This is a genomic window from Acetobacter zythi, assembly GCF_963921165.1.
GTDB lineage: Bacteria > Pseudomonadota > Alphaproteobacteria > Acetobacterales > Acetobacteraceae > Acetobacter.
In genome coordinates this window covers 290,396-311,903 of record NZ_CAWUEO010000023.1, presented here as the reverse complement: position 1 = coordinate 311,903, position 21,508 = coordinate 290,396, and the positions used below count along the sequence as shown (strand labels likewise).

The 21,508-nt window shown below is 53.1% G+C and carries 16 protein-coding genes, 1 tRNA gene and 1 pseudogene; 8 read left to right on the top strand and 10 right to left on the bottom strand.

All coding sequences use genetic code 11. The features are described from left to right. Positions 1-225 precede the first annotated feature (225 nt). Positions 226-2,352: pseudogene (locus AABE20_RS10110) on the top strand (TonB-dependent receptor); the annotation flags it as partial. Between the two features lie 136 nt (positions 2,353-2,488). Here the strand turns inward: AABE20_RS10110 and AABE20_RS10105 are convergent. The 8 genes from AABE20_RS10105 to AABE20_RS10070 form a co-directional block, all read right to left on the bottom strand. Then, positions 2,489-2,857 carry a helix-turn-helix domain-containing protein gene (locus tag AABE20_RS10105; protein ID WP_338332931.1) on the bottom strand — a complete coding sequence of 123 codons (369 nt, stop codon included), beginning with the start codon at positions 2,855-2,857 and terminating at the stop codon, positions 2,489-2,491. A gap of 470 nt (positions 2,858-3,327) precedes the next feature. Continuing rightward, positions 3,328-3,999: a methionine ABC transporter permease gene (locus AABE20_RS10100; protein WP_338332930.1), complete on the bottom strand. Its 672-nt coding sequence runs from the start codon at positions 3,997-3,999 to the stop codon at positions 3,328-3,330. Continuing rightward, entirely contained in the window at positions 3,980-4,960 is a 981-nt protein-coding gene (locus AABE20_RS10095; protein ID WP_338332967.1) for a methionine ABC transporter ATP-binding protein, read from the bottom strand. The genes AABE20_RS10100 and AABE20_RS10095 overlap by 20 nt, the downstream gene beginning before the upstream one ends. Further along, entirely contained in the window at positions 4,957-5,772 is an 816-nt protein-coding gene (locus tag AABE20_RS10090) for a MetQ/NlpA family ABC transporter substrate-binding protein (protein ID WP_338332966.1), read from the bottom strand. The genes AABE20_RS10095 and AABE20_RS10090 overlap by 4 nt, the downstream gene beginning before the upstream one ends. A 173-nt stretch (positions 5,773-5,945) precedes the next feature. Then, positions 5,946-7,370: an FAD-binding oxidoreductase gene (locus AABE20_RS10085; RefSeq protein ID WP_338332929.1), complete on the bottom strand. Its 1,425-nt coding sequence runs from the start codon at positions 7,368-7,370 to the stop codon at positions 5,946-5,948. 27 nt (positions 7,371-7,397) lie between these two features. Beyond that, the gene (locus AABE20_RS10080) at positions 7,398-8,867 is read right to left on the bottom strand and encodes a mannose-1-phosphate guanylyltransferase/mannose-6-phosphate isomerase (RefSeq protein ID WP_338332928.1); all 1,470 of its coding nucleotides are present in this window, start codon (positions 8,865-8,867) and stop codon (positions 7,398-7,400) included. A 406-nt stretch (positions 8,868-9,273) separates the two neighbouring features. Continuing rightward, positions 9,274-9,349, bottom strand: a tRNA-Glu gene (locus tag AABE20_RS10075). A 52-nt stretch (positions 9,350-9,401) separates the two neighbouring features. After that, positions 9,402-10,307: an energy transducer TonB gene (locus tag AABE20_RS10070; RefSeq protein ID WP_338332927.1), complete on the bottom strand. Its 906-nt coding sequence runs from the start codon at positions 10,305-10,307 to the stop codon at positions 9,402-9,404. A gap of 133 nt (positions 10,308-10,440) precedes the next feature. Between AABE20_RS10070 and AABE20_RS10065 the strand changes: the two genes are divergently transcribed. Both AABE20_RS10065 and AABE20_RS10060 read left to right on the top strand, forming a co-directional pair. After that, on the top strand, positions 10,441-10,920 hold the full coding sequence (locus tag AABE20_RS10065) for a DUF2946 domain-containing protein (protein WP_338332926.1): 480 nt from the start codon (positions 10,441-10,443) through the stop codon (positions 10,918-10,920). A gap of 97 nt (positions 10,921-11,017) precedes the next feature. After that, positions 11,018-13,192: a TonB-dependent receptor gene (locus tag AABE20_RS10060; RefSeq protein ID WP_338332925.1), complete on the top strand. Its 2,175-nt coding sequence runs from the start codon at positions 11,018-11,020 to the stop codon at positions 13,190-13,192. A gap of 87 nt (positions 13,193-13,279) precedes the next feature. On the opposite strand, the gene AABE20_RS10055 is transcribed toward AABE20_RS10060, so the two are convergent. Then, the gene (locus AABE20_RS10055; RefSeq protein WP_338332924.1) at positions 13,280-14,734 is read right to left on the bottom strand and encodes an NAD-dependent succinate-semialdehyde dehydrogenase; all 1,455 of its coding nucleotides are present in this window, start codon (positions 14,732-14,734) and stop codon (positions 13,280-13,282) included. 317 nt (positions 14,735-15,051) lie between these two features. Here AABE20_RS10055 and AABE20_RS10050 point away from each other — a divergent pair, with 317 nt between their 5' ends. The 3 genes from AABE20_RS10050 (at position 15,052) to AABE20_RS10040 (ending at position 18,836) form a co-directional block, all read left to right on the top strand. Then, entirely contained in the window at positions 15,052-15,948 is an 897-nt protein-coding gene (locus tag AABE20_RS10050; RefSeq protein ID WP_338332923.1) for a diacylglycerol/lipid kinase family protein, read from the top strand. A 137-nt stretch (positions 15,949-16,085) separates the two neighbouring features. Further along, a complete protein-coding gene (locus tag AABE20_RS10045) occupies positions 16,086-17,687 on the top strand; it encodes a phosphoethanolamine transferase (RefSeq protein WP_338332922.1) in 1,602 nt (533 codons plus the stop codon). A 177-nt stretch (positions 17,688-17,864) separates the two neighbouring features. Next, positions 17,865-18,836: an acyltransferase family protein gene (locus tag AABE20_RS10040; RefSeq protein ID WP_338332921.1), complete on the top strand. Its 972-nt coding sequence runs from the start codon at positions 17,865-17,867 to the stop codon at positions 18,834-18,836. Positions 18,837-18,961: 125 nt separating this feature from the next. On the opposite strand, the gene cobU is transcribed toward AABE20_RS10040, so the two are convergent. Then, a complete protein-coding gene (gene cobU, locus AABE20_RS10035; RefSeq protein ID WP_338332920.1) occupies positions 18,962-19,528 on the bottom strand; it encodes a bifunctional adenosylcobinamide kinase/adenosylcobinamide-phosphate guanylyltransferase in 567 nt (188 codons plus the stop codon). A 60-nt stretch (positions 19,529-19,588) separates the two neighbouring features. Between cobU and cobT the strand changes: the two genes are divergently transcribed. Next, the gene (cobT, locus tag AABE20_RS10030) at positions 19,589-20,638 is read left to right on the top strand and encodes a nicotinate-nucleotide--dimethylbenzimidazole phosphoribosyltransferase (RefSeq protein WP_338332919.1); all 1,050 of its coding nucleotides are present in this window, start codon (positions 19,589-19,591) and stop codon (positions 20,636-20,638) included. Continuing rightward, positions 20,635-21,471 carry an adenosylcobinamide-GDP ribazoletransferase gene (gene cobS / locus AABE20_RS10025; RefSeq protein WP_338332918.1) on the top strand — a complete coding sequence of 279 codons (837 nt, stop codon included), beginning with the start codon at positions 20,635-20,637 and terminating at the stop codon, positions 21,469-21,471. The genes cobT and cobS overlap by 4 nt, the downstream gene beginning before the upstream one ends. The last annotated feature ends 37 nt before the right edge of the window (positions 21,472-21,508 follow it).

Below are 21,508 nucleotides of genomic sequence, written 5' to 3'. Positions count from 1 at the left end.
TTTAGCGCATTACTGCTAACGACTTCCGCACTGGCAGCAGACCCTGTTGCTCCCGCGCAACAGGCTACCACCGGCAAGCAGGCCGCCATTAAAGCCGCCGCTCCCCCGTCCCCCAAACCAAAAACCACGCCCTCTTCAACACCCGCCAGCACAGCCCCCATTGCCGGGATTCTGGATGGCTCCAATGGTGAAACCGTAAACGTACATGGCCACCATGCCGCAGACGGCACCGGCGCCAAATACATGAACAAGATTGTCTATCTTGGTCCCCTTGGTAACCGCGACACGCTGGATACCCCGTACTCCGTTATGGGTGTGCCGCATGACGTGGTCGTCAACCAGCAGATCCGCAATATCAATGACATGGCACAGTATCTGCCCTCCGTTCAGCTTGAAATCCGTGGCGACCCCAACACTTCCCGCCCACAGTCGCGTGGGTTTGAAGCTGATGTGGTCTCCAACTCCCGCCTGGACGGGTTGAACGTGGTTTCCACCACCCCTTATCCGGCGGAATGGGTGGACAACCTTCAGGTGCTCAACGGTCTGGCAGGCGCAATGTATGGACCGGAAAATCCAGCCGGTGTGTTCGAATACACACTCAAACGCCCAACCAACCGGCGGACCGAACGCCTTTCGGTCGGGGTGGATTCCATCGGCACCCCCACAGTTAATGGCGATATTTCTGGCCGCGTAGGCAAAAACGGCTGGTTCGGCTACCGCCTGAACATGCTGCACGCCAACGGCACTGCGTACACACAGGATAGCTGGATCCGCCGCGAAATGGTGAGCGGAGACTTTGACATCCATCTGGACGACAAGACCGTTATTGAAATTGATGCCAGCCATTACACTTATGTAGAGCGCGGCACTGCGCCGGGCTTTGGTATTGGTGCAAACGTAACCGCATTACCCACGGCCCCTGACCTGAGCGTTTCGCATCTGGGACAGGACTGGAGTGGTTACAACATGGAAACCAACACGTTTCTGGCCAAAATCAAACACGAAATCAACAAGGACTGGAGCTTCACGCTTGGCGGTCTGTATCAGGATGCAGCTCGGCAGGCCTTTGCCTCCAACAACACCCTTCTGAACAATACGGGCAACTACAGCCAGACTGTCAGTGCGGCCACAACAGCCAACGACTTCCGGGTTGGCAGTAACATGGCATACTTCAACGGGCGAGTTTACACAGGGCCGCTCAAACATGACCTCGTGATCGGCACTAACGGTTACATGATGGGGAATTACAACCCGACCAGTGGGGAATCCGTCAGTACCATTGGCACTACATGCGCCAGCTCCATTTACTGCGGTGCAGCTAACATGAACAGTCCAGTAGCCGTTAACGGTCGGCAGCCCTATTATTCCGGCCGACTTAAAACATCCAGTGTCACAAGCCAGTCTTTTATTGTGGGCGATACTATTACCGTCAACAAACACTGGTCCGTTATGGGAACACTGGCATGGAGTTGGATCAACCAGGATTACGCCAAAACATCTAGCCATTCTTCCAAAACTGGCAGCATGACCTATAACACCACCACGGTTCAGGGCCACGGCCATAACTCCGTAGATGCGGCTTTCAGCCCGACAGCCAGCGTCATGTATAAACCGACTGACAACCAGACCCTATATTTTACTTATGGTCGTTCTGTCGAAGCTGGCCCTGTTACGTCCAACAGCCCCAAGTATACAAATGCCAATCAGGCACTGCCCGTTGCACATTCTGAAGAATATGAAGTGGGATACAAACTGCGCTACGGAAAAATGCAATTCAACCTTGCAGGGTTCCGTATGACGAACCCGTATGCCATGTATCTTTCTGCCGGATCCCAGCAAACTTACACATATGGCGGAACACAACGTAACTACGGGGTGGAAGCCCAGATTTCGGGTGAAGTCCTGCCCAACCTTTCTGTTCTGGCAGGCATGACCTGGCTAGATGCAGAACTGGTTGACAGTAAACTTTCCCAATACAACAACAAGGAAATTGTTGGTGTAGCGCCTTTGCAGGCCAACCTGCTGTTAGACTACCGCCTGCCTGCCGCTCTTGGGTCTTTTGCTTCTGGCTGGGCATTCAATGCCAATGTGCATTACATGGGCAACCGCGCAGCAAACATAACCAACACCCTGCATACCGGGTCTTATACAACCCTGGATCTGGGCACACGTTATGGTTTCCACGTTGCCCGCTTTCCATGGATGGTTCGTTTTGGCGTGAGCAATGCTACGAATGAACGGTACTGGGCATCTGTCTACACGGGAACACCCAGTGCTGCGTCCTCATCAACATCAACACTGTATGCTGGATTACCCCGCGTTTATCACTTCACACTTTCTATGGAGTTCTGATTATCATGGCAGGGTAGACGGTTTGCGTCCGCTCTGCCATGTCTTTTCAGCCCTCCTTCCCCTGCGCGGACTGCCCTCGCAGGGGAGACATCACACTGAAATTACGTTTACACTTCGATCAATATTGCAAAACGGGTCAGTTATCCAACTGGACTGTTCTCGCCTGCCGCTCCATCCACTTCTGGGCGGAAACTTTGCGCGATGCATCAAGCATCCGGTAAAGTGAGACCATGTCCCGCTCATCGGGCGAGACAATCAGATCAATATCTTCCTGCACATACCCGGTTAAAAACACCTCGGGCTCCACATGCAGCAATGCTGCCAGTTTGGGAATATGCTTGCGAGCACTTCCCTCGCGCCCGGTTTCCCAGAATGCTATGGCCGGGCGGGACACACCTAGTGCATCGGCCACCTGCTGCTGCGTAAGACCGGCGGTTTTACGAAGGATTTTGATCCGCTGCCCCAGTTCAATGCCCGGTGAGATAACGTTGTCTCGTTGAGCCATCCTAATTCCTCCATTTTACCACTCTGTGGCAGAATGTTTTACCGGGAAAATTCGCACCACATCAAAAATGTACAGAGTGCAGGCCGCTCTGTCTCAAATCATACTCATGAGAAAAGCGGATAACCAACGTACTGTTACATACCTGTTATAGTCATAACACAGGATAAACCCTGTGCAACAAATTACCGGCTGTTAATTTTTCAAATTCTCTATTTGTGATAACTTTTTTGTGTATATGCCTTTGATGGCTGCAATCCGAGTTCACAAAAAAAGTGTTACTTTTTTGTTTTTCTTATGAAATACACACAGCATACACTCCCAAAAAGGGAGACCGTCTGGACCGCTATGCTTCCCAATGAAATAGGACCGTCATTTCAAAAATAGACGCTCGCTTGCGCATTGCGGCTCCCAAACACCAGCAATGACTCGAAGCAACAGCAAGCACTGCTCCTGAAAGCAGGCGGAATCCGTTATGCCCTGCGGCTGGGCTGGGTATGCCGCAAAGCCTGCGCACAAAAATTACCGGCTGCCTGTAAGAGCATAACAAGCACAACCAGCACCGCAACAACCCCGAACATGACGGTTGTATTGAACCGTTGGTACCCATAACGGATTGCCAGATCACCCAGGCCACCGGCCCCTATGGCACCAGCCATGGCCGATGCGCCCACAAGAGTCACCAGCGTAACTGTAAAGCCAGAAATAAGTCCCGGCAGACTTTCGGGCAGCAGCACGTAGCGCACCACCATCCACCGCGTTCCCCCCATGGCGCGCACGGCATCCACCAGTCCGGTATCCACTTCCCGCAAGGAAACCTCGGCAATGCGGGCAAAGTAGGGAATAGCTGCAATAGACAAAGGCACAATAGCGGCCGTTGTACCCAATGCCGTACCAACAACCATGCGGGTAAACGGAATAAGCAGCACCAGCAAAATAATAAACGGCACGGCCCGCACCGCGTCCACCACACCGCCTACCAAACGTGAGAGTAACGGCAGAGGATACAGACCGTTAGGAGCGGTGAGCACAAGCAGCACCGCCAAAGGCAAACCGCCAGCAACCGCCAGCAACCCCGATGCCAGAACCATTTCCAACGTTTGGGCGGTGGCCCGCCAGAGTAGATCAAGAATGAGCCGGGACATATCCAACTACCTCGGCTGCACAGGCATGGACCTGAAGAGCATTCATGGTTGCAACAGAAAGACCATCGGTCTGCACCACAACATCTACCTGTCCGTCACTTTCGGGGTTGGGCAGGGTGTGCAGCAAGGTAAAGTTGGCCTGGCACTGCTGCTCCAACCCACGCAACAAAGGTGCAAACACATCCTGCGTTGCAACCGTCAGGCGCACAATGGCGTGGCTACCCTCCTGCGGAGTTTGGCTGAGGTTGGGGGGCAGAATAGCCGCAAGCTGGTTGGCATCCAGAATATCCGCCGGTTTGCCACGGGTTACAATGCGACCTTTTTCCAGCACGAGCACCTGTTGCGCCAGACGGCGCACAACATCCATTTCGTGCGTGATAAAAACAATGGTCAGGCCCAGCACACGGTTGATATCCGCCAGCAGGGCAAGAATGGTCTCGGTTGTTTCCGGGTCCAGTGCGGAGGTTGCCTCATCACACAACAGCAAAGCCGGGTTTGCCGCCAGCGCACGGGCAATGCCAATACGCTGCTTTTGCCCGCCAGAGAGCATGGCGGGGTATTTGCCTGCATGATCCGCCAGACCGACCAGATCCAGCAGCTCCGCAACCCGTTTGCGCTGCTCTGCTTTGGGCACACCCGCAATTTGCAATGGCAGGGCCACATTTGCCGCAATCGTGCGTGAAGCGAGCAAGTTAAAGTGCTGAAAAACCAGACCTATCCTGCGGCGGAGCAGTACAAGCCTTGCCTCGGGCAGAATGGCCATATCCTCCCCTTCCAGCAGAATTCTGCCAGACTGGGGCCGGTCAAGGCCACTTAGGCACCGTAGCAGCGTGGACTTGCCCGCACCTGAACGGCCGATAATACCCAGCCTTTGCCCCTTACCCACAGCAAACGAGATATCATGCAATGCCGGTTGCCCGCCGAAAGAGCGGGTCAGCCGGTCAACTTCCAGAAGGTTCATGGCCACGATGGTAACACAGCACCATGGAATGCTTTGTCCAACGCCTGCCGCACATTGGGTTGCTGGTACGCCCCCACCAGCTTGGAGACCCACGGAGCAGATTTGTCAGCCTCGTTTACAGCTATAATGCAGATATATGGGTTATTATCCGCAGTTTCCTGCGCAATACGTGTTTTTTCAATATCAACACCAACTTTTTTGGCCCAGTCAGTATTGATAACAGCCCCATCCAGATCCGTTAGCGCGCGCCCTACCACACCCGCATCCAGTTCACGAATACTGATGTTATGAGGGTTTTCGGTAATATCGAGCGCAGTTGGCGTGTTTCCTGCATCGGCTGCAAGTTTGATCAGCCCCAGCTTTTGCAGCAGCAGCAAAGCGCGCCCTTCGTTTGTTGGGTCATTGGGTACGCCAATAACCGCTTTGTCGGGCAGAGCCGCTACTGATTTCCAACGTGTTGAATAAAGCCCTATTGGCGCAACATAAGTATGGCCAACGGGAACAATACCATACCCTTTTGCCTTGTTCTGAGCGTCCAGAAACGGGCCGTGCTGGAAAGCGTTGGCATCCAGTTCATGTTCGGCCAGTGCCTCGTTGGGGGCATTATAGTCAGAAAAAGTGATCAGCCTGAGTTCCAGACCTTCCTTGGCTGCATTGGCCGCCACCACGGGCCATACATCCTCATCCTCCCCCGCCATAATCCCTACACGCAGGACCTGCGGTGCGGCATGTGCGGTTTGGGTTGCCAGAGCGCAGGCAAAAGCAACGCCACCTGCCAGTAAAAACCGGCGGGAAAGAAAGGAAGATACCATCACTCACAAACCCCGCAAAAGGAATGAAACACCACAATAAATCACTATCAGTTCTGCTTGAATAAAATATAGCACCTGATTGTCAAGTTTATTTGTCGTGTCTTCTACTCCCGATCGGGTAGGGCAAAGCGGATTGCACCCGCCCTGCCCCGCCTGAACCCTGACTGGGACTGCTACCCGATATAAGCCAGCCCCTCTGGCAGGAGTTTGCCGGGGTTAAGAATATTACGCGGGTCCAGCGCCACCTTGAGCGTTCTCATCACGCCTAGCGAAGGTTCGCCATGTTCCTGTTCCAAAAACTCAAGCTTGCCAACCCCTACGCCATGCTCACCGCTGCATGACCCGTCCAGGCTGAGTGCGCGGGCAACAATTTTGCGGTCAAGCTCCAGAGCTTTTTCATACCCCTCCGGGTTATCCTCCGTAATGATGAGCGTATGAAAATTGCCATCACCAACATGACCAAGAATAGCCGCCTGTAGCCCGGATGCCTCAATATCGGCCTTAACGCCCACAATCAGGGCCGCAAGGCGGGAAATGGGCACAATACAATCCGTGCTGATCACCCGCGCTCCGGGGCAAAGCGCTTTGACTGCCCAGAACGCGTTATGCCGCGCTTTCCACAACCGGTTGCGTTCGTCCGGTGTATCTGCCCATGCAAAACCAAGGCCGTTATTGTCTGCGGCCAATGCCTCCGTCACATCCACCTGTTCACGCACGGAAGCGGGTGCTCCCGCGAATTCAAAAAACAACGTGGTAATCGGGCGCAGTTCATCCAGACCGGAATACCGGATACTGGCAGCCATTTGCACATCGTCCATCAACTCAACGCGGGCAATCGGCACCCCGGCCTGAATAACTTCCACCGCTGTACGCACTGCATCTTCCAGATTTTCAAACTGACAGATCGCAGCAGACAACTGCTCGGGAATACCATGCAGACGTAACTGGACTTCCGTAATAACCCCCAGCGTGCCCTCCGAACCAATAAACAGAGAGGTCAGATCATACCCGGTAGAGGATTTTCTGACCCGACCACCTGTTTTTATGATTTCACCATTTGCCATAACAACTGTCAGGCCAAGCACATTTTCTTTCATTGTGCCATAATGCACAGCCGCCGTGCCCGAAGCACGCGTTGCGCACATGCCGCCCAGAGTGGCCTCACCTCCCGGATCCACGGGAAAAAACAGACCGGTATCGCGCAAAAGGGTATTCAACTCCTGCCGGGTCAGCCCGGCCTGCACCCGGCAGTCCATATCGGCCGCGTTGATCTGCAAAACCCCAGTCATCCGCGATAAATCAAGGCTTACTGCATGTTCTGGCGGGGTTACGTGCCCTTCCACCGAAGTGCCCGCCCCAAATGCGACCACCGGCACATAGGCCCCATGGCAGAGTGCAAGAACAGTCGCAACATCTTCCGTTGTTTCAGCAAACACAACCGCTATGGGCAGACGCGCCAGTTCCAGCGCCTCCCCGTGGCTATGCGCTTCGCACACAGAGTGATTGGTGGAAACTTTTTCCCCCAGATAGTCCTTCAATTGTGCCAAAACAGCAGAAATACGCGCCGCTGCATGGGGAACAAAAGAAACATTCGGCATTTTCTCTTCCCCAACCTTCACTTAACCTTATACGGTTCTGCTATAAATATCATCAAACCGCACAATGTCATCCTCACCAAGATACGAACCTGACTGAACTTCAATCAGGGTTACAGGCATGCGGCCGGGATTTTCCAGCCTGTGCAGACTCCCCAGCGGCAGATAGATGCTCTCATTCTCACGCACAATAATCTGCTCATCCCCCCGGGTTACAAGCGCTGTGCCCTCCACAACCACCCAGTGTTCGGCCCGGTGATAATGTTTTTGCAAGGAGAGTTTCTGCCCCGGCCGGACAACAATTTTTTTAACCTGAAAGCGGTGCCCTGCCGTGAGCGCTTCGTAATACCCCCATGGCCGGTAGGTCAGACGGTGCGTGTCCGCTTCTGGCATGTTGTTATTTTTCATGCGCTGGACAAGAGTTTTAATACCCTGCGCCCGGTCCTTACTGGCAACCAGAACGGCATCCTGCGTGGCCACAATGACCAGATTATCCACCCCCATAACTGCTGCCAGCATACCATCCGTGCGCACGTAAGACTGGCTGACACCCTCCAACATCACGTTGCCGTGCGTTACGTTGCCCTGTGCGTCTTTTTGCCCCAGCTCCCACAGGGCGTCCCAGCTCCCCACGTCCGACCAGCCAAAACAGCCGGGAACAACTGCGGCTTTTTCAGTACGCTCGGCTACGGCATAATCAACCGAAATATCAGGCGATTTTGAAAAATTATCCGGGTCCAACCGTTCAAAATCCATATCTGTTTTACGGTTTTTTACAGATTCTTTAACGCAGGCATATAATTCTGGCTCATACACCTCGATCTCGGACAAAAACGTTGCTGCACGCACAACAAACATGCCCGAATTCCACAAATAGCCCCCCTGCGCCAGCAAAGCGACTGCCTTGTCTTTATCCGGTTTTTCCACAAAGTGGCTAACCCTGTACACACCGGGTATTCCCGGAATTTCCTCCCCCTGCTCAATGTAGCCATAGCCTGTTTCGGGCCGGGTGGGGGTCATACCAAAGGTAACCAGATAACCGGCTTTAGCCGCCATAACAGCCTGATCGAGTGCGGTATGGAGTTTAGGCACATCCTCAATAGCGGCATCTGCCGCCATAACCCACAACACGGCATCTGGGTTGTGTTCGGCCACCACAAATGCGGCCGCGGTAATGGCAGGAGCCGAATTGCGGCCAACGGGTTCGAGAATAATCCGGGCGTCACGTATACCCACATCACGGAGCTGTTCGGCAATAACAAAGCGATGTTCGCCATTACACACAACAACAGGATCAGCCAGCCCTTTGGACTGCCCCCGCAAGGCCGTATCCTGCAAAAGCGTGAAATTGGTCAACAAAGACCAGAACTGCTTGGGAAAACTCCCGCGTGAAACAGGCCACAACCTGCTCCCCGCACCACCAGACAGGATGACCGGCACAACGGGGGGAACTGCTCCGTGCTCCAAAGCGCCACCAGATCCCTCTTTGCAACCAACCATGCGCCTATCCCTGAATCCTTACAGCCTGCCAGACTGACTGCACTATTTTCGTAATACAAGCATACATCTGTGGCAATCACTCCACATCATATGGCCTGAACAGACTAAAGTTTGGTTATTCACAACAGACCGACAATTAGCCGCACAGTTCACCAGCTTTATTTTTCTCTGCCTATAGTGTTCTTTCAATAAGAGACTATTCAGGCATCTGCCACCAATAACTTTGTTCAGTTATTGGTTAACAAGTGTGACATCGGGCAACACTGGGGGCAGGATTTTCAATAACGGAGCAGGTATCTCCGCTTTCATCATTACGGAAAGAACATTGCGAATATTTACCGCAATGGCCCAAAAAGTTATGTTTTTGACGGAATATCGCCAGCCATGAAAACACTGCAAAAAACAGTGGTGTCCCGTACGGGATTCGAACCCGTGTTGCCGCCGTGAAAGGGCAGTGTCCTAGGCCTCTAGACGAACGGGACAAGAGGCGATGGACAGTCTCCTACTGTAAAATGTTCCCCAGCACAAGCGTAATTACTGGATATGAAAGCCAACGGGTATCCGGCCCGTTACCACGGCGGAATCCGGGGGGGTGCAATGAAGGTTTTTTACGGTTTGCAACGCCTGATCATCCAGATCGTCATAGCCTGTGCTTTTGACCAGCCTTGCCGCAATCACCTGCCCTTTGCCGTTAATGCTGACCTCGGCCACGGCCTCGCCTTCCTCATGCAAGTGTCTGGCCGATACGGGGTAGTGAGATTCGGGGGCAGAGCAGGAGAGCTGGAACCCACCTTTTTGCCCCGCTGCGGCGGCACTGGCAGGGGCTGCGGCCTGAGCGCCCGTGGCCGCCATATCTGTTTTTGCCCGGGCGGTCGCTGTAGCACCCGCTCCCGCCGTATGCGCAGCATCGGGCTGGGATTCTGCCTTCATGTGCTCCCCCTTGTCATGCTGCATGGCCGGGCCGGGCTTGACCAGCTTTTTGGGCAGGGCGGACACGGGGGGCAAATGGTCAACCTCTGGCCGCACAGAAGGTGGAAGAACCACCCCCTCGTTCTGCGTCAGGGTTTGCGCATCCATATCCGGCATATCCTTCATGGGTGGGGCTGGCTGAACCGGGGGGGGGATTGGCGTCTGGGTAGCCTGCATCTGGGCAGCGGCGGGTAATGGCGCTTTGGGGGCCTCAAACAGCATGGAAACCGCTGCGGGCTGCTGCGTGCCTGTCTGGGGGGCAATGCTCATCATCAGCCACACCGTCATAGCCAAATGCGCGGCAAGAGCCAGTGCGAATGCCAACAACCAGACAAGCCGGTTCTGCCGGGACACCCCCAACGCAAGCCCATGGTGGCGCACAATGCCTGCCAGGCGTCCTTGTGGCGCACACAGGGCCTGCGCATGGTGCGCTCCCGCTGGTTCTGGTCTGTCTGTATGCCATCTGCTCACGGTGGGCCTCCGCTCCGAATTATGGCATAGCCGTGTTTGATTTGACAGGGTGGTCCATAAAAGCGCAAACATGGCACAACTTTGGCAAAGTGCCTGTTTACACCTGATTGTTGAAAAGTTTCTGATCCGCCCTATGTCCCGTCGCAACCCCATTATTCGCGCGCTGCTTGTATGGCCGCTGGTCATGGTAACGTTGGCGGGCCTTATGGGGCTGATGGCGCTCCAGTCGCTCTCCCTGCCAGAAGAACTCCCGCGTGCAACGCTTATCCGCCTGACGGGCATAGATATTGCACCACGCACGGTGCAGCCGCACCCTGCGGGCATCCACTGTGCCGCCATGCCGGGTGGCATGCACCACATGCACTGCATGGCCAGTGCGCACAAAAACCAGCCTGCCCAGCCCACCCATCATCATGATGAGGCAAGCTGCCCGCTTTGCCCGCTACTGGCGTTTTTTGCCGCGCTACCTGCTGTTTTTCTGTTGCTACCAGCGCCAGTCCTGCGCTGGATCCGCCGTGGCAGTGTGGCTTCCGCCCCACGGGCACCCCCTATTTGCGTTCTGGGCCTCCCCCCTTCACGCGGACCACCCCTGACCCTGCTTCAGGCTTTCTGAAACCTCGCTCTCTGGCCTTATCGTGCCTGTGCGTTTGCGCATGCGCACTTTTGGCCGGGGACCCTCTCAGTATGCTTTGAACAGGGTTTTTCTGTTTATGTCCTACCCATTTTTTGCCCGCAGCCAGCGTAACTGGCTGTGGCTTGCGGTTGTCTGCGCGCTGCCTTGCGCCACCAACTCCGGCTTTGCCGCAACTGTTGTGACCCTCCCCCGTGTGGATATTTCCACCGCGCAGGAAGATGCCTCCATAGCGGACAGTCTTTTAAGCGGCTCCGTAGTCGATAAAAGCTCGGCCCGTATGTCCCGCTTATCCAGCCCCGATGCGTCATCGCTGTTTCGGAACCAGCCGGGTTTTAGCAGCTATGGCGGGGGGCGGCTGGCCAACCTGCCCGTGCTCAACGGCATGGCGGATGACCGTGTGGCAACCGTGGTGGATGGCGTGCGCATCAACCCCGCATGCCCCAACCACATGAACCCCGCCCTGTCCTATATCGACCCGGACAGTGTGGAAACCGCAACCGCCATTGCGGGCCTGACATCGGTCAGCAACGGGGGCGACAGCCTAGGCGGCACCATTGATGTGGAACGCGCGGACCCGCGCTTTGCCCGCCACGGCAAAATCCTGTTTACCGGGCGCGCCCGTGGCACCTACCGCAGCAATGGCGGCGGATACTCAGCCGCAGGGAGCATGACCGTAGCGAACGATACGTTCAGCCTGCGCTACAATGCCTCCTACGACCAGTCGGAGGATTACAGCGGGGGGGGCGGCATAGGTAAGGTCGGTTCAACCGAATACCTGCGCTACACGCACGACGTAACCTTTGGCGTGCACAAAAAAAACCACCTTCTGGTGCTGACCTTTGGCCAGCAGGATGCCCCGCGTGAAGGGTTTGCCAACCAGTATATGGACATGACCAACAACCGCTCCACCTATGTAAACGGCAAATACGTAGGGGATTTTGACTGGGGCACGCTGGAAGCACGCGGCCACTGGCAGCGCGTAACCCACGCCATGAACATGCTGGACGACAAAGGCGGACACACCGCCACCAAAGGCATGCCCATGAACGACGACCAACGCTCGGTCGGGTATTCCATTAAAGCCACCATTCCGCTCGGTCGGCAGCATATGCTGCGCCTTGGCAGCTCCTTTGACCATGAAGGACTGAAGGACTGGTGGCCGCCCCTGAGCGGTGGCGGGATGATGGGCATGATGGGGCCAAACACCTACAACAACATCAATAACGGCCACCGCGACCGGCTAGGCCATTTTGCGGAATGGGAAGCCCAGTGGACACCCCGCGTATCCACCCTGCTGGGCCTGCGCAACGATCTGGTCATGATGAACACGGGCGATGTGGCACCCTACAACATGATGAACGCCGCCAACGTTAATGCCGCCAACGCCTTTAACGCCAGCAAACACGGGCGTTCGGACATAAACTTTGACGTAACCGCCTTAACCCGGTGGAAAACCACAGACAGCCTGACCATAGAGGCAGGATACGCCCGCAAGTCCCGCGCACCCAACCTGTACGAGCGCTATTCGTGGGGCAGGAGCCAAATGGCTTCAACCATGATCGGCTGGTTTGGAGATGGTAACGGCTATGTAGGCAACACAAACCTGAAATCCGAGGTCGGGAACACCGCCAGCGTAACATTTGACTGGCATGACCCCACCCTTGCACAGCGATGGGGGCTTAAGGTGCAGCCCTATTACACCTATGTGCATAACTACATTAACGTACGCCGCCTGAGCAGCTTTACGTCTCAGGTCTCGCTACTCCAGTTCGTCAACCATAATGCCCAGATGTATGGCATCAACACATCGGGGCATTATACGGTGTGGAACACCAGCCGTTATGGAAAAGGCGAACTGACCGGCGTGCTCAACTGGGTACGCGGGCAGGACAAGACCTCCCACACGGGCCTTTACCAGCAGATGCCCCTGAACGGCACGCTGGGCCTGAACGAAACCGTGGGACCATGGACAGGCCGGGTGGAAATGAACTTTGTAAAAGCCAAGGACACGGTGGACTGGATACGCCACGAACCCCGCACCCCCGGCTATGCCCTGCTCAACCTGAACGGTAGCTACAACTGGAAAATGATGACCCTGACAGCAGGGATCGATAACGTGCTGAACCAGCCCTACTACATGCCCCTTGGTGGCATTTTAACGCATGATCTAGGCAATTCCGGCTCCGGCTCGCGAATGCCCATGCCGGGTTTGGGGCGGTCCTTTAACGTAAGTCTTGCCGCCACGTTCTGAACCTGTTGGCAATCGTCAGAGACAAAAATACCGTGCGCTGCAACAACGCACGGTATTTTTCAAAGCCTTTTAAGGCCCAGAGCTGTTTTAGTAAGTTGAAGCTCTGTGCAGGCAGGAAACCAGCTTGATAATGGTATGCGCCCGCAAAGCAGCAGGGCCACCCTCCGTGCCATAACCAGAATCCTTCATCCCGCCAAACGGCACTTCGGGCACACCAATACCGTGGTGGTTAATGGCAACCATCCCGGCTTCAAGCTTTTCACCCAGCAGGCGCTGGGTACGTTCGCAGCGTGTGTAAACATACGCAGCCAGCCCGTAAGGCAGACGATTGGCCTCCTTAATGGCATCAGCCATATCGGTAAACTCATCCATAATGGCGATCGGGCCAAACGGTTCTTCCTGCATCACCCGCATGTCCAGCGTGGGCTTGAGCACCAGCGTGGGGGGGAAGAAAAAGCCTTTGTTGGGCAAAGCAGTCTCGGGCTGCCACAGCTCAGCACCCTTGGCGCGGGCATCGTCCACCAGTTCGGTCAGGGCCTTTACGCGGCGCTCGTTAATGAGCGGCCCCATGGTCACCCCTTCGTCCAGCCCACGGCCAATTTTGAGCGCGCTCATCTGGGCCTTGAACTTTTCAATAAAGGCGGCGGCAATGTCTTTGTGCAACAAAAAGCGCGTGGGGGCTATACACACCTGCCCGGCATTGCGGAACTTGGCAGCGGCCACACGTTCGGCCGCCTGATCCAGATCCGCATCACGGCACACAATAACCGGGCCGTGGCCACCCAGTTCCATGGTCACCGGCTTCATCTGCCCACCAGCCAGCGCCGCCAGATGCTTGCCCACGGGGGTGGACCCGGTGAAGGAAATTTTACGCACAACAGGATGCGCAATCAGATACTCCGAAATTTCCGCCGGAGTGCCATAAACAAGCGAAACCGCGCCAGCGGGAATGCCCGCATCGCAAAAACAGCGAATCAGCTCGGCAGGGGAGGCCGGGGTATCTTCCGGGGCTTTAACAATCACACCACACCCTGCACCAAGAGCAGCCCCAAGTTTGCGGGCGATCTGGTTAATGGGGAAGTTCCATGGCGTAAAAGCCGCCACCACACCAATGGGGCGGTGCAGCACGCGCTGTTCAACATTGGCCACGCGCGCAGGCACCAGCTCATCATTCAGGCGGCGGCCTTCTTCACCAAAATATTCAATAACTCCGGCTGCTGCGTTAATTTCAACCACAGCCTGCGCTAACGGCTTGCCCTGTTCGCGGCTCATGATCCGGCCAATGCTATCGGCCCGCTCCCGCAGCAGTTCGGCTGCCTTGCGCATGATTGCATAGCGGTCCCATGCGCTCAGGTTGCGCCATGCTTCATACCCCACAGCAGCACCGGCCACTGTTTTGTCCAGATCGGCAACAGAGGCATGAGCCACCTTGCCAATGGTTTCACCGCTGGCGGGGTCCAGAATGGGGAGTGTACGGCCATCGGCCGCGTCCTGCCATTGGCCCGCGATCAGAAGCTGGGTGTTGATTGGTGTTTCCGACATATGCATCTCTCAACCAAAATGAACGGGCTACAGGCGGCCCTGATCTGCCTACACAAGCGTCAGCCACTCACCATCTTACGGCACAGTACGCAAGAGGTTTGTCATTTTTTACGCACCACGGCGACCAGGCCAGAAAATGGACATGCCTGCATTATGGCAAACCACATACAACAGCCCCAAGGCAGCATCCCACCCTAACGCTGGCGGGCCCACCAGAGCAGCCATAAAGAGCTAAAAGATATTGTGCCGTTTGCAATATGTATGGCAGTTTTTCCACACGTGAATGCACGGACCAATAATACAAGGGGAGTATATGCGTGAAGACCAAATTGTACATTATTTATAACCCGACTGCGGGCCAAAGAAAAAAAAAGCAGCTCGGTCTTGTTTTGCATTCCCTTAAAAATTTAAATGTTTTTCCCGTCTTACTAAAAACCGAACATGCCGGACACGCCACAACGCTTGCGCACTCGGTAGCCAACCAAAAAGGGGTTACTATTGTGGCCGCAGGAGGGGACGGTACAGTAGCTGAGGTGGCAGCGGGCCTGATTGGAACCGACGCACGTTTGGGTATTATTCCAATAGGAACGGCAAATGTTTTGGCTCATGAATTTTCCATACCGAGCGAGCCAGATGCCATTGCAAAAATTCTGACAGGGTCAGATGCGCGCGTGCTCTGGCCCGGAATAGTGGACACTCAATCTGGCAAACGTAATCTATTTGTACAAATGGTGAGTGTCGGATTTGACGCTCAGGTTGTTGATACTATCAACCTTGCCCTCAAAAAAATTATTGGTCGCTACGCTTATGTTGTTCAGGCTTTGCGGGAGTTAGTCCGTTACAAATTTTCTCCCCTGCATGTGGAGGTAGACGGAAAAACATACAAAGCAACGGGAGCAATCATCAGTAAAGGTCGGTTTTATGGTGGGAAATATGTCATTTCTGAAAATGCAAATGCCGAAGAACCCAGTTTTATCGTAACTATATTACAAAAAAAAGGAATTATCTTCATATTGAAAATATGCATAGCATTGTCGAAAAATAGATTAAACAAGCTGTCTGGAGTGATTTGCACAAAAGCAGAAAACGTTCGTATTTTTAATCCAGATAACCTGCCAATCCAAGCAGATGGAGACATTATTTGTAAAAAATCAATAATAATACACAACTCAAATCAGAAAATATTTTTAGCAGCCCCCTCCAAACAAATTTAAATTTCCCGATATTATTTTTCACATGCCACCACAGTACATTTTATTGCATACCTGATATTATTTTTATACCCTTGTGTGTTAAATTAAATTAATGCTACACATGCACCTCTTTTATTATGAGATATATTAGGCGTTTAATGTTGAATCTATTTAAAAACAAACGGTTTATCATAATTCTGATTATTGGTTTATCCTACTCAATTATGGAATTTTATATTGCTAACCACGCAAATGGAAGACACCGTGCATTATTTACATTAGAAATGAGTGTTATCCCACTTATTTTATTCAACTTGGGACGGGCATTTAGTGCGGTATTCAATACAATTTTTGTGCTTTCATTGGTATTCTGCTGGTATATTGTATACTCCTGTCAATATATAACAGACACCAATCTGGACGCCATTGTAGGCACCAACCCACACGAAGCTCTTTCGATGCTAGAAACCGTACCATGGTTTTTTTACATCGTAGCAGCAATGTTAGTAATTGCTGTTGCTTCAGTCTCCTGGTTTTTGGGGAAATATAACTACCGCGCAATGCTAATCGGGCTGATCCCCTTTGTTGCCTCTCTTAGCTATGCCGGATGGAAGGTCTATAAGGTATGGCCGCACTATAAGCTGTCGTGGGATGAACCTGCCACAATCGGCTTTTTTGCAACACAAATTCGTCAACAGGCTCCAGGCATCATTGGTATGGATACCTATATGGGTCTTATTTATTTTATTAATACATACACGAATACACAATTCCCTGTGATTCCTCATGCAAAGACAGACCCATCCGTTATCAAAAAACATACAGGAAGAGTCCACAATATTATTTTTATTATGGGTGAGTCTTCTTTTGCTCCACGCTACAGCGTGTATGGTTATAACAAGCAAAAAACAACACCATATTTATTGGAATCACAAGAGAAAAACCAGATTTGCGTTATAGAAAAAGCACATTCTAACGCCAATACAACGCATTATTCAGTTCCGATGACTTTTTCATTCCAGACGCCAGACAATAGCAGTAATTTGCTTAGTGAAAAAAACATTATCGAAATGGCCCGAGATAACGGTTACAAAACGTTCTGGATCGCATCTCAGGATGGTTCAGGCGCCTATAGTCGGCCATTTGGCTATATATCGGAGTATAGTAATTACGTCACAAGACAAGACTATAATAACAAATATAATGGCGTAAACTGGAAAGACGAATCTATTCTTCCAGTTCTAAAAGAAAAATTTACAGATGCCGCTCCATACAAAATGTATGTTCTCCATATAGAGGGGAGCCATATGAGCTATGATGATAAATATACCAAAGAAGATACCCAGAGCCTTCCAAACGCAGAAAAATATGACCTAAGCATTCATCATACAGATCGTCTTATACAAAAAATTATGTCCATGGCATCGGATACTCTGGGGGAATACACTCTGATATATACATCAGACCATGGTGAAGTTGTTAACAAAGGACACGGACTTCAGTTTGGCGGACTGGATCAATATAATATACCCATGATAATACATGATGGTAATGGGAATGGATACTACTGCCACATGGCTGAGTCTCTACGTAATGATAATGGATATTATACTTCCATCATGAATAAATATCTTCTTCTGGATATGCTGGGGTATGATACCAACCCTCAATTTATACAAAAATCAAAAAGTATTGATACTGTTTTGCATTCAGATTCTAAAATGTATAACTATAATAACATTCCAACTCAAAATAAATGATCATACACCGCCGTGAAAATACCTATGGAAATAACGACTATCTGCAAAACATAATTCTACCCAAATGTGCATAGAGACAATCCAAAGTATTTTTCCGTTTGAGATTTATCTTTTAAATTTTTGAATTTATAAAAGATTTCTGTTCACCAAATTCAACGATTTTTTAGGTTCATTAGAATGTTTGGTATTTACCGTTTAATTCTCGCATTAATGGTGGAGCTCAGCCATACAGGACATTATGGTCCTATTGGACACCTGGCAATAATCGGATTTTTTGTACTAAGCGGGTTTTTGATGACCTTGCTCATGCACACAACCTATCGGGGACATATTGGGGATTTTGCATTAAATCGCTTTTTGCGGCTCTATCCGACCTATTGGGTCTGTATGATCATCTCGGCCCTTCTGTATATATGGACGCCATCAAAAAGTATTTATTATGGGTTCCCCACCATACCTCATTTAATTTTGAATATATTGTACCTTAACTACAACTTGAACTTTCCATCACTCCTGGAAGTCTCCTGGGCTGTTACAAATGAAATAATTATGTACGTCCTGATTGCGTTGGGAATATCCAAAACACTGGGCCGAACAGCACTTTGGCTTTTAATAAGCTTTGTTTATTATGAAAGTGTATCAGAGTTTGCTCCGGGTAATGAATGGTCTTACTTCATGCCCACGGCGGCATCATTCCCATTTGCCATAGGGGCAATGGTGTATCATCTTTATAACTATATACCGCAACAGTTTTACAAAAAATATCTGCTTTTCTCTTTTGCTGGCTGTGTTGCCTCCATTTATATTATCTGCTCCCTGCATTTCAACTCGAGTGCAAATGCAATATTTTTATGCTCGTCTGCTGTTTTTGTAATGGGTTTATTCCAAATCCGTCCATCCGCCACGCTCAAGAAATGGGATAACAAACTAGGGAGTTTAAGTTACCCCCTGTATTTAATTCATTTACCAATAGCCTCAGTCATTTTTAATAAAATACATCATAGTGGCCCCAAGGCTATTGACCTTGTTATCATGATTTTATCTCTTCTTATGAGTTGGGGAATTGTGGCGGTCGTTGATAAACCTGTTAACCGCCTGCGCGATATGATCCGGCGACAGGCTCAAACGCCCCCAAAGCTTAACACATGAACATCGGTGCGCCGGTTTGGGTCTTCTTCCTTTCCTATGAACCTTATGGAAAGGGAGCATGCCCCTTCGGGACATCTTAAAAACGATCGTTCAAACCCAAACCTGTATTGTGCTAAAGGCGCGCCTTAACTCTCCCGATCAAACGGTTCGTTCTTGAGCACCATTGGCAGGCCAGCCGCCACAAAAACCACCTTGCCCACATGGGCAGCCAAACGCTGGTGCAGACGACCTGCCTCGTCCCTGAATCGCCGCCCAAGCGGGCTTTGGGGCACAATCCCCAATCCAACCTCGTTCCCTACCATTACGGTCGGGGCGTGGCGCGTATGCAGGCTGGCAAGCAGGTTCCGGGTCGGGCCTTCCACATCCTGTCCGTCCAGCAAAAGGTTGGTCAGCCATAAGGTCAGGCAATCTAACAGCACGGGTGTATTGGAGTGTTGCTGAAGCACCTCCGCCACATTCAAAGGCTCTTCCACCGTCTGCCAACCTGCCTTCCCCCGTTCACGCTTATGCTGGGCAATGCGTTCGCGCATTTCATCATCAAAAGCGCGGCCTGTGGCCAGATAAACCCATGGGCCGGGTAGGGCTGTTATGGCCTGTTCCGCAAAGCGGCTTTTGCCCGACCTTGCGCCACCCAGCACAAGCAGGCTACCTGCCACACCACCATGCCCGTGGTTGAGGCGTATGTTGCTCATGCGGTCATCCAACCCTGTTTCCATTTGCGTGAACCTCCATAACAGCACACAATTACCACCATGCCTTCTTCTTCCTCCCCCGCCCTGCCCTGCATGCCCTCATCCCTGCCTGCGCTCCGTGCTTTGTGCTCGGACCTCCCCCCTGCCAATACGCAGGTACAGCACAGCATTGCGCAAAGGGAGGCCGAGCTGACCAAACCGCCGGGCAGCCTTGGCCAACTGGAGGAGATGACACGCTGGCTAGGCGGATGGCAACACCGCGCAGCCCCCCGGCTGGAGCATGTGCAGGTGCTCATTTTTGCTGGCAATCATGGCGTTATGGCGCATCGTGTTTCGCCATGGCCTGTGGAGGTCACGGCTCAGATGGTGCACAATTTTGAACATGGCGGCGCCGCCATTAACCAGATTGCCCGCGTAGCCCAAGCTGAACTGGCTGTTATTCCTGTAAACAACCTGGCCCCCACAGCGGATTTTTCCACAGCCCCAGCCATGAGCGAGCAGGATTTTCTGGCTGCCGTGCACGTCGGCTTTAATGCTGTACCCCGGACATGCGACCTGCTTTGCCTGGGCGAGATGGGCATAGGCAACACCACCACGGCATCCGCCCTCTGTGCTGCTCTGACCGGCCAGAGCGGCACAGACTGGGCTGGGCAGGGCACAGGGCTGGATACGGCAGGTACGGCGCACAAAGCCGAGGTTATAGAGACAGCACTGGCCTACCATGCTGCCCATATGGATAATCCACTGGAAGTGGCCCGGCGGCTAGGTGGGTACGAACTGGCGGCAACACTGGGGGCCACCCTTGCCGCCCGGCTGATGCATATTCCCGTCATACTGGACGGTTTTGTCTGCACCGCAGCCGCAGCCCCTTTAGCACACCTGCACCCCAACGCGCTGGACCATACGGCACTCTCCCACTGCCCAACGGAATCTGGCCACACGGCCCGTCTAGCGCAACACCTGCGTATGCGGCCAATCCTGAGCGGTCTGGGCCTGCGCCTTGGCGAAGGTTCGGGGGCGGCTCTGGCTATTCCCATCCTGCGTGCAGCCGTTGCCTGCCACACAGGTATGGCCACATTTGCCCAAGCCGCCGTTTCTGAAAAAGCATGACACTACCGCCGCCCGAATGTTTGTTAAACCGCCGCAGGCTGGACCTTGCCTGTGGCCTTAGCCTGCTCACACGCCTGCCCGTGGGCTGGCTGGCCCCGGCAACATGCACGACCGGCACAAACCCATGGCCAATGGCCAGATCCATCTGGTGCTGGCCAATAATCGCAGCCCTGATAGGGGGGATGACAGGCATTGTGCTGGCGGTCCTCCGTACAGCGCATGTTCCCGCCCTTGCCGCTGCTGGACTGGCTCTTGCCTGCCAGACCCTACTCACCGGTGGTTTGCATGAGGACGGGCTGGCAGACATGGCTGATGGCTATGGTGGCGCCACACCAGAGCGTAGACTGGCCATTATGCGCGACAGCCATGTAGGCAGTTACGGTGTTATGGCACTGGGCCTTAGCCTGCTTATCCGCACGGCGGCACTGGCGGCACTGGCGGCACTTCCGGTCTGGGCGGGCATTGGAGCCTGCGCCATAACGGCCTGCCTTGCCAGAATGGCCATGCTGCTGGTGCCGGTTCTTACGCCCCCGGCCCGAACGGAGGGGCTGGCCAGCATGCTGTACCCCCTCCCCCAATATTCCGTAATCGGTGCGGCATTTGGGGCAACAGGTCTTCTGGCGGGCCTGACCATGGGGTGTCTGGGCGCTGGTCTGCCCGCATGGGTTTACCTTGCGCACATATGTGCGCCTGTTGGCATAGCCTGCGCCACGGCGGTGCTGGTTGCTACCTACGCCAGACGCCTGCTTGGTGGCTTTACGGGGGATGTTCTGGGCTGTTGTGCCGTTCTGGCGGAGTGCCTGCTCCTGAGCTTTTACGCAGCTCTGACCTGAGTTCTGGCAACAAAGCCCTGTCAGAACAAACCTGCTG